The following is a 7,952-nucleotide window of genomic DNA, read 5'->3' as shown; positions in this document are numbered from 1 at the left end:
CTACCTGCGATGGTGGAACACCACCCGCATTCAACAGCGACTCGGCTACCTCAGCCCCGACGAGTACCGCGCCCAAAAACCCGCCATCGCATAAGGTTCCATTAAGAGTCCAACTTTCGGGGACCACTCCAACAGCCCGTTGGCGTTCCTTACGGTGGAATGGCGCGGATCGGGGATGTGAATCGCAGAAGTAGACCGGTACGCCCAGCGATCGCGCGATCATAAGTGTGACGGGCCATTTCGGAACCCTGATCCCAGGTGATCGACCGCAGCAACACCGCCGGCAGATCGCGCATCCGCGCGGTCAGCGCCGCATGGAGAGAATCGCCGCCACGGAAGGGAAGATGCAGCAACCGAACCATCCGTCTCTGGCGCTCGACGAGCGTGCCGATCGCTGATTGGTTGTGGGCGCCGGTAATTAAGTCACCTTCCCCGTGCCCAGCTTGCGAACGATCCTCGGGAGGGAATGGCCGCCCATGAATAGTGAGCATCGGCTGCTCGAATCGCGGGCGGCGTAGCTCCCCACGCCGCTGGGCGCGCCGGTGGTCACGGCCGGTGTGCAGCGGTGACCGCCGCTCTGGGGCCAGTGGAGAGGGCCGCAGCAATAGCGATCCAGGCTGGTAGATGGCCCTGTAGATGCTCTCGTGGCACAACGACATCCGTGGTTCGTCGGGGAAGCGCACCCGCAGATGTCGGCTGATCTGCTGCGGACTCCACCGCTGGGACAACAGTTCCGCCACTACCTGCTGTAATTCTGGTGTCATCAATTCTGGTGTCATCTCCAGGCGTCGCCGATGCTGGCGGGTTCGTCGGGCCGTGGCACGTCCCGTCGGTGGGCCTCGAACGGCCGATAATCGTTGCCCGTGACTGCGTTCCGGCGAAGTTCGCGCGAGATCGTCGAGGGCGACCGCCCCAACCGGCCTGCGAGCGCTCGGATACTCAGTCCCGCATGGCGTAGATCGGCGATCTCGATGCGTTCGTCTTGGGACAGAAACCGGGCACTGATCTCACGCACCGCCAGCCGCTCCAAGGCAGGTACGAATCCCACGGCCGCACCGTTGCGGTAAGTCTTGTAACCGCGCGACCAGTTGTTACCGGCGGTTTTCGGATACACCGACCTCGCGGGCAGCCGCGAGAATGCTCCACCCACGGCCGCGGAGCTCCATGAACCGCTGACGCTTGGCCGACTGCGGACGACGCCCCGGCCCCTTCTTCACACGACGAGATGACGACAACACAAACTCCAGAATCTAGGGAGAAGTGTTGCGACGACCGATAGAAACCGCCGTCGAACTTCATGACCAGGTCCCGAGCTCGTCATCGACGGCGGCTACCTGGCCCAGTGACCTCCGGTCACGGACCGAGTCGGTACGCCTTCATCTTTCGGTAAACGGTGGCACGCGACAGCCCCAGGATCTGCGCCGCCTTGGAGCGGTTCCCCCCTGCTTCGTCGAGGGCGTAACGCAACGCGTCGAGTTCGGCACGCTCGATCATCGTAAGAACCCGTCCGCCCTGAACAGCGGCGGGCAAATCCGCAGGGCGTACCACTCCCCGCTTTCCGGCGCGGTGCAGCTTCTCTGCGACGGACCTCAACTCCGAGACGTTCCCCGGCCACGAGTACGCAGTCATCACATCCAAAGCGTCCGCGGACAATTGCATGGCAGCACCCAACGTCAACTTTTCGACGAACTGCTGCCAGAGCGGACCGATGTCGGCAGACCTGTCGCGAAGCGGCGGCAGCCAGACATGGTCGACTTCGAGTTTGCCTGCCACAGTCTCGGTGTCGATAGGTGACTCGGCAGCGAGGGTCAGCAGGACTGCGGTCTGGCGCGCCTCCGACTGAAGCAGGGCGCGTAGCCCGGTCAGGAGTGGGCCGTCCAGCGCGTCGATTCCACGGATTACTACCGGTGTCGTGCCACTGATGAGCCCGGCCACCCGTTGGAGCCACGCCGCGGTTCCCACGGTGAGGTGCTCGGCCGCGTCCACAACGGTTCTGGGCATCGGTGCACCAGGTGTGAATTGCCTGCCCATCACCGCGGAAGTCTTCCCAGTCCCCGATTCTCCACCCACCACGACGGGGGTCCCCTTGAGTACATGCTGGTTGATGCGCTGCACGACAGTAGCCCACGAACGTGAGCCGCCCGCCAACCGGAATTCACTGTGGGCGACGCCGCCGGCGCTGTACGACCGTCGGCGTTCGAGGACGACGATTGAACCCGCCCCATGCCCGAGGGCAGTGACATGAGCGTCGAACTGACCGACCGAGAGCTCGACTGGTATCCGAGTGGTGTGTCTGTGCCTGGAGTCCCCGGAACGCTGGCGAAGGATTCCGATGTCCGTGGGCGCCAGCGTCGCTGCTGTCACACTCTGCATCACGATGTTTTGCGGGCCGAAGGCGACGACGGGCTGCAGATGGACACGCGACGCTTCCAGAAACGCGTCAAGCAACACTCGAGCCGCGGGTTGCTGAACATCGAGCGCGTGCTGTTCCAACTGAACGGCGACTGAATGGACCAGCGGCTTGAGCAGGTGCGTATTCGCCGCGACGCCGGTGGAAATGGTGATGACCGCAAGCAGATTCCCGGTAATCGGATGACGGACCGGAGCGCCGGTACAACTGGCCTGTTGGTAGAACTCCGCGAAGTGCTCGGCCCCCGAAATCTGAGTCACCCGGCCCGTGGCGGCTGCGGTGCCGAGTCCGTTAGTCCCCACGGAGTCTTCCGACAGCACTGCACCACGGACCGTGCCAAGCCGATCGAGATGCTCCGCTGCCGTCCGGTCCTGGAACCAGCGCCTCAGCACGCGTCCGTGGGCGTCGGCGAGAACCAGACCAAGGTCGGTGTCCGCCAACCCCTCCGATACGCGCGCGAGGGGTGCCGCGAACATCGTCACCAGTTCCTCGTCGAGGTATTCGTCGCCCACATGCGGAACCGACGAGACCGCCGTGGGTGTGCCCAGAGCCTGTCTGGAACGTTGCCAGGACTCGAGGACATCCGCTCTGACTACGCCCGTCACAGACGGCGCAGAGAAGAACGCCTCACGGACCTGCGCGAGGCGCCTGCCGTCGAAATCCGAATCAAGAGTTGAGCTCACGTACATCTCCATGGGGTCTGACAGTCGCGAATGTGACGCAAAACCACATCTCCGTAATACCGTATGACAGAACTTAGGCTACGTGGTCGGTTCCATTGCCTCGGACAGCCGACCGGTGTACGCGACGACTGCGAGCTCACCTGCCAGCTGGATGTGGCTCTCGCATGCCGCTCGAGCGGCACCCGGATCTCGCCGCTCCGCCGCCGCGACAACGATTCCGCGGAGCTCGCGCATCGACTCCTTTACCCGGCCGTCGTCGAGAAACGCTGCGCGGCGAAACATCGCGATCCGGCTGTGAATGCCTGACAAGGACACTGCAAGAACCTCGTTGCCCGCTCCTGCGAGTAATAACTCGTAGAAGCGATGCTTGCTGATCTCCCGGGACTCGACTGAGCCTTGCAGGTACGTCTCCTCCATGTCCACGATGTGCCCCAGCAGGGCGATGGCCTGCGCATCACTCGCGTTCACCGCGAACAATTCCCCGGCAAGCCCTTCGAGCGCGCGCCGCACCTGGTAGATGGCCTCGATGTCGTCCTCGGACAACACCGTTACGATCGGCCCGCGATTGGGGAGAACGTTGATCAAATGCTCACTCTCGAGCTGGCGAAGAGACTCACGGATCACGGTGCGGGACACGCCGTACTGCTCACACAGTGTGTTCTCGCGGAGCCTTTGCCCCGGCACCAAGGTGCCGTCGAGTATCTGATCACGCATTGCATGCAGAACCTGTTGCCGCAGCGGGGCTGCGTGGTGCTCGATGTTGACGGTCCTCACGAGTGGTCCCTTTCATCACTGTCTCAAAACGATTCAGTCCGGGCGGACCCGCATCGGACAGTCCTACCGTAATACGAGATCGAACAGGCGAACCACACCGCGACCCCTAAAAGGACCTACACGACAATGACCTCATCGACCACGCTCCCGGACAGCGTCACGCTGCACGGCTACACAGTCCCCACCGCCTTGTACATCGAGGGGCAGTGGCGCACCACCGAGGATTCGTTCACAGTGGAGAACCCTGCCACCGGCGAGGAGATCGCACGGGTCCACTCAGGCTCCGCGCAGGACGCTCTGGACGCTCTGGACGCCGCAGACCGTGTTCAGCGGTCTTGGCGGTCCGTCGCACCACGCGACAGAGCGGATCTGTTCCGGCGCGCACACGCGGCGCTACTCTCCCGATCCGATGAGATCACGACTGTCATGACGCTCGAGAGCGGGAAGCCCCTCACCGAGTCTCGAGGCGAGTTCGCGCTGTCCGCCGACTTCTTCCTCTGGTACGCAGAGCAGATCGCCCATCTCCACGGCACCTACGCTCCGGCTTCGCGCGGCGGATACCGCATCGTCACCACCCATCAGCCGGTCGGGCCGGCGCTCCTCATCACCCCGTGGAACTTTCCCTTGCTGATGATCGCCCGCAAGGCCGGGGCCGCACTCGCGGCCGGCTGCCCGGTGATCGTCAAGTCCGCCCGGGAAACCCCGCTGACCTGTGCACTATTCGTCCGAGTACTGGAGGAAGCTGGCTTCCCTGCCGGCGTCGTGAACCTCGTCCACACCACATCATCATCGTCGGTGTCCGAGGCAGTGATGACCGATCGGCGTCTGCGCAAGGTTAGCTTCACCGGCTCTACGGGAGTTGGCTCCACCCTGCTGCGACAAGCTGCGCCCGGAATCGTCAACGCCTCGATGGAGCTCGGAGGCGACGGTCCGTTCCTCGTGCTCGATGACGCCGACGTTGACCTCGCAGTCGAACAGGCGATCATCTGCAAGTTCCGCAACGCCGGTCAGGCTTGCGTCGCCGCGAACCGCATCATCGTGCACAAGTCCGTCGCAGACGAGTTCACCGCCAAGTTCGTTGCCGCTGCCCGCGCACTGAAGGTCGGCGACGGATTCGACCCCGAGACAGACATCGGTCCGATCATCTCCGAGCGCCAACTCGACACCGTGACTCGGCTCGTAGAGCAATTGCGCGAAATCGACGCAGAACTCCTGACCGGCGGCTCCCCAGTCGAATCGACCGGATACTTCTTCGAACCGACGGTCTTCGCGGTCCGAGACCGCACCAGCGCCGTCTGCAACCAGGAACTGTTCGCGCCGATCGCCACGATATACACCGTCGGATCCACCGCCGAAGCGATCGAGTTCGCAAACGACACCACCTACGGCTTGGCCGCGTACGTGTTCACCCGCGACCTGTCCCGTGCGGTCGCGGTCAGCGAGCACCTGGACTTCGGGATGGTGGGCGTCAACCGCGGAATCATCGCTGATCCAGCGGCCTCTTTCGGTGGCATCAAGGCCTCTGGCCTCGGCCGCGAGGGTGGCCACGACGCGATCAACGAATTCCTCGAACCGAAATACCTCGCGATCACCGTTGACGAGAAGGAAGCACTTGCATGAGCACCGCCCCTGACACCGCCTCGGCCCCCGCCGCGGTTCGCACCAGCAACGAACTCGGGCTCGGCCTGCTGCGCCAACCGACCAGCGTGCTGTTCGGCCCCGGACAGCGACGCCAAATCCCGGCGATCCTCGAGTCACTCACCGACCACGTCCTCGTCGTCACCGACGAAAGAATGGCCGCCAGTGCAGATTTCATCGCAATCAGCGAAGAACTACAGACGCGCGGCCTCACCGTGTCCGTGTACGCCGGGACAGAGCCCGACCTTCCCCGCGAGAACATCCTCGAAGTGGCCGAGCGATTCGGCTCCACCGGGATCGGCGCCATCCTCGGCATCGGCGGAGGATCATGCATGGACCTCGCGAAGGTCGTGTCCATCGTCCTCACCCACGGCGGGGACGTGCGTGACTACTACGGCGAATACCTCGTCCCCGGTCCGGGATGCCCGGTCATCACCGTTCCCACGACCGCGGGAACGGGCGCCGAGGTCACCTCGATCTCAGTTGTCTACGACAAAGACAAGGGCATGAAGATCGGGGTCGCGAGCCCCCACCTCGAGGCCTTCGCCGCGGTAATCGACCCTGAGTTGACCCTCACCTGCCCGCCCGGTTTGACGGCCGCCGCAGGCGCGGACGCGCTCAGTCACCTCGTAGAAGCGTTCACCGGCCGCGCGAAGAACCCATCCGCCGAGGACATCGCGACGAAGTTGTACGTCGGCAAGAACCGACTCACGGATCTGTACGCCCGCACCGGAATTCCGCTGCTGCAGTCCGCCCTCGGTCGCGTTTGCGCGAACCCTGCCGACCTGGAGGCACGTTCGGACACCCTCTTCGCCGCGTACTGCGCGGGGATGGCAATCAACACCGCCGGCACCGCCGGCGCCCACGCGATCCAGTCCCCGATCGGAGCTCTCACCCACACCCCACACGGGTTCGGGATCAGTGCACTGCTGCCGTACGTGATGCGTTACAACCTGCCTGCTCGGGTTCCGGAGTTCGCCGAGATCGGCCGGCTCCTCGGCACCGCAGATGCCGCGGGGTCCGAACTCGAGCAGGCGCGAGCCGGCATCACCGGGATCGAGAACATCCTGGAATCGATCGGAGCGCCGACCGACCTGAAGACCCTCGGGCTCTCCCCCGACGACTTCGACACCGTCGCGAACCAGGCACTGCTGGCAACGCGACTCACGGCGAACAACCCCCGCGATCTGGACCGCGGTGCGGTGCGATCCATTCTCGAACGCGGATGGGCCGGCGATCGCAGCTGGTGGACCGTATGACCGCACAGCCAGATTCGGCACGCTCGTCTGTCGCAATCATCGGCGCCGGTTCGATCGGTGTCGCCTTCGCGGTCCTGTTCGCCAAGGCCGGTTTCGAAGCCCGCGTCTTCGATCCCGTCCCCGACGCACGTAGACGCGGCAAAAACGACGCACTCGATCGACTGAAGTTGCTCGCGGATCACCGGCTCCTCGTCGAGGAACCTGCCGCGATCGCCAGCCGGATCACCTTCCCGGCCTCGATCGAAGCCGCCGTGCGGGACGTAAACCTCGTTCAGGAATGCGCTCCCGAAAAGGTGGAACTGAAGGCCGAAATCTTCGTTGAGGTAGCGCAATTCGCGCCAAGCCGGGCGATCCTCGCCAGTTCGAGCTCTGCGATCGTGCCGAGCAGGATCGCAGAGCGCCTCGACGATTCCACAGCGGCCCGATTGGTGGTCGGGCATCCCGGCAACCCCCCGTACCTGCTGCCGGTGATCGAGGTCGTACCCTCGCCCCGCACCGACGCGATCACGACGGAGCGAGCGGAGCAGATCTACCGCCAGGCGGGGCTGCGACCGGTCGTCGTCCACCGCGAGGTCGAGGGCTTCGTGTTCAATCGACTACAAGGTGCCCTCCTCCGCGAGGCGTACTGCTTACTACGCGACGGCGTTGCTTCGGTCGACGACATCGACGAGGTGGTGCGGAGCGGTTTGGGCCCCCGATGGAGCGTCATCGGCCCCTTCGAGACCGTCGATCTGAATACCCGGGGCGGGATCGAGTCTCACGCAACGAAGATGGGGCCCGCGTACGCGAGAATGGGCGCCGAACGCGGACAGGACGACCCGTGGACGTCTGACCTAATTGCACGTGTGACTGCAGAACGCCGAACACTGCTCGCACTCGACGACTGGGACGATCGGGTCCGTTGGCGTGACCGGCAGTTGATGCGACGCGCTTCCCTTCTCAATGACTGATGGTCTCACCGTCTGAGGTGCCTCTTCACGATGAGACCGGTGAATCCCAACTGTTGACTAATGGATCTACATCGATGCCAACAAAGCTTTCTCCGTTACGAGACGGTCCGGTCCGGTCCGTCATAGGCGGCCACCATGCGGTTCAAGCATCTCCACCCGATCTGATCACCGAGATCCGTCCCTTTATCCCTGCGACACCTATTGGAGGGCCGATGGCCATTCCGGCCGATAAAATCGA

General features: G+C 64.0%; 6 protein-coding genes and 1 pseudogene. 4 read left to right on the top strand and 3 right to left on the bottom strand.

Annotated features, from left to right (window positions below):
• Positions 1-4 precede the first annotated feature (4 nt).
• The gene (locus R4P64_RS34135; protein WP_411742740.1) at positions 5-94 is read left to right on the top strand and encodes an IS3 family transposase; all 90 of its coding nucleotides are present in this window, start codon (positions 5-7) and stop codon (positions 92-94) included.
• Between the two features lie 27 nt (positions 95-121).
• On the opposite strand, the pseudogene R4P64_RS34130 reads toward R4P64_RS34135, so the two are convergent.
• From R4P64_RS34130 to R4P64_RS31060, 3 genes and pseudogenes are all read right to left on the bottom strand, one after another.
• A pseudogene (locus tag R4P64_RS34130) lies at positions 122-1,166 on the bottom strand (IS30 family transposase); the annotation flags it as partial.
• 187 nt (positions 1,167-1,353) lie between these two features.
• The gene (locus tag R4P64_RS31065) at positions 1,354-3,093 is read right to left on the bottom strand and encodes a sigma-54-dependent Fis family transcriptional regulator (RefSeq protein WP_317824060.1); all 1,740 of its coding nucleotides are present in this window, start codon (positions 3,091-3,093) and stop codon (positions 1,354-1,356) included.
• Between the two features lie 78 nt (positions 3,094-3,171).
• Positions 3,172-3,867, bottom strand: coding sequence for a GntR family transcriptional regulator (locus R4P64_RS31060; protein ID WP_317824059.1), 696 nt, complete (start codon positions 3,865-3,867; stop codon positions 3,172-3,174).
• Positions 3,868-3,993: 126 nt separating this feature from the next.
• Here R4P64_RS31060 and R4P64_RS31055 point away from each other — a divergent pair, with 126 nt between their 5' ends.
• From R4P64_RS31055 to R4P64_RS31045, 3 genes are read left to right on the top strand one after another with little or no spacing between them, the layout of a single operon-like run.
• Positions 3,994-5,487 (top strand): NAD-dependent succinate-semialdehyde dehydrogenase, encoded by a 1,494-nt coding sequence (locus R4P64_RS31055; RefSeq protein ID WP_317824058.1) that lies wholly within the window; start codon positions 3,994-3,996, stop codon positions 5,485-5,487.
• Positions 5,484-6,764: an iron-containing alcohol dehydrogenase gene (locus R4P64_RS31050; protein ID WP_317824057.1), complete on the top strand. Its 1,281-nt coding sequence runs from the start codon at positions 5,484-5,486 to the stop codon at positions 6,762-6,764. The genes R4P64_RS31055 and R4P64_RS31050 overlap by 4 nt, the downstream gene beginning before the upstream one ends.
• Entirely contained in the window at positions 6,761-7,714 is a 954-nt protein-coding gene (locus R4P64_RS31045; protein WP_317824055.1) for a 3-hydroxyacyl-CoA dehydrogenase, read from the top strand. Before R4P64_RS31050 ends, R4P64_RS31045 begins: the two co-directional genes overlap by 4 nt.
• Positions 7,715-7,952 lie beyond the last annotated feature (238 nt).

This window comes from Rhodococcus sp. IEGM 1366, from assembly GCF_033142425.1.
In the GTDB taxonomy this organism is placed as follows: domain Bacteria; phylum Actinomycetota; class Actinomycetes; order Mycobacteriales; family Mycobacteriaceae; genus Rhodococcus_F; species Rhodococcus_F globerula.
The sequence above is the reverse complement of the archived record's forward strand: the minus strand, read 5'-3'. Positions and strand labels throughout refer to the sequence as shown.

What these genes read in the sequence shown, in the direction of transcription:
- R4P64_RS31050 (WP_317824057.1), top strand. Translation starts at nt 5,484, where the DNA reads ATGAGCACCGCCCCTGACACCGCCTCGGCCCCCGCCGCGGTTCGCACC.
- R4P64_RS31055 (WP_317824058.1), top strand. Translation starts at nt 3,994, where the DNA reads ATGACCTCATCGACCACGCTCCCGGACAGCGTCACGCTGCACGGCTAC.
- R4P64_RS31045 (WP_317824055.1), top strand. Translation starts at nt 6,761, where the DNA reads ATGACCGCACAGCCAGATTCGGCACGCTCGTCTGTCGCAATCATCGGC.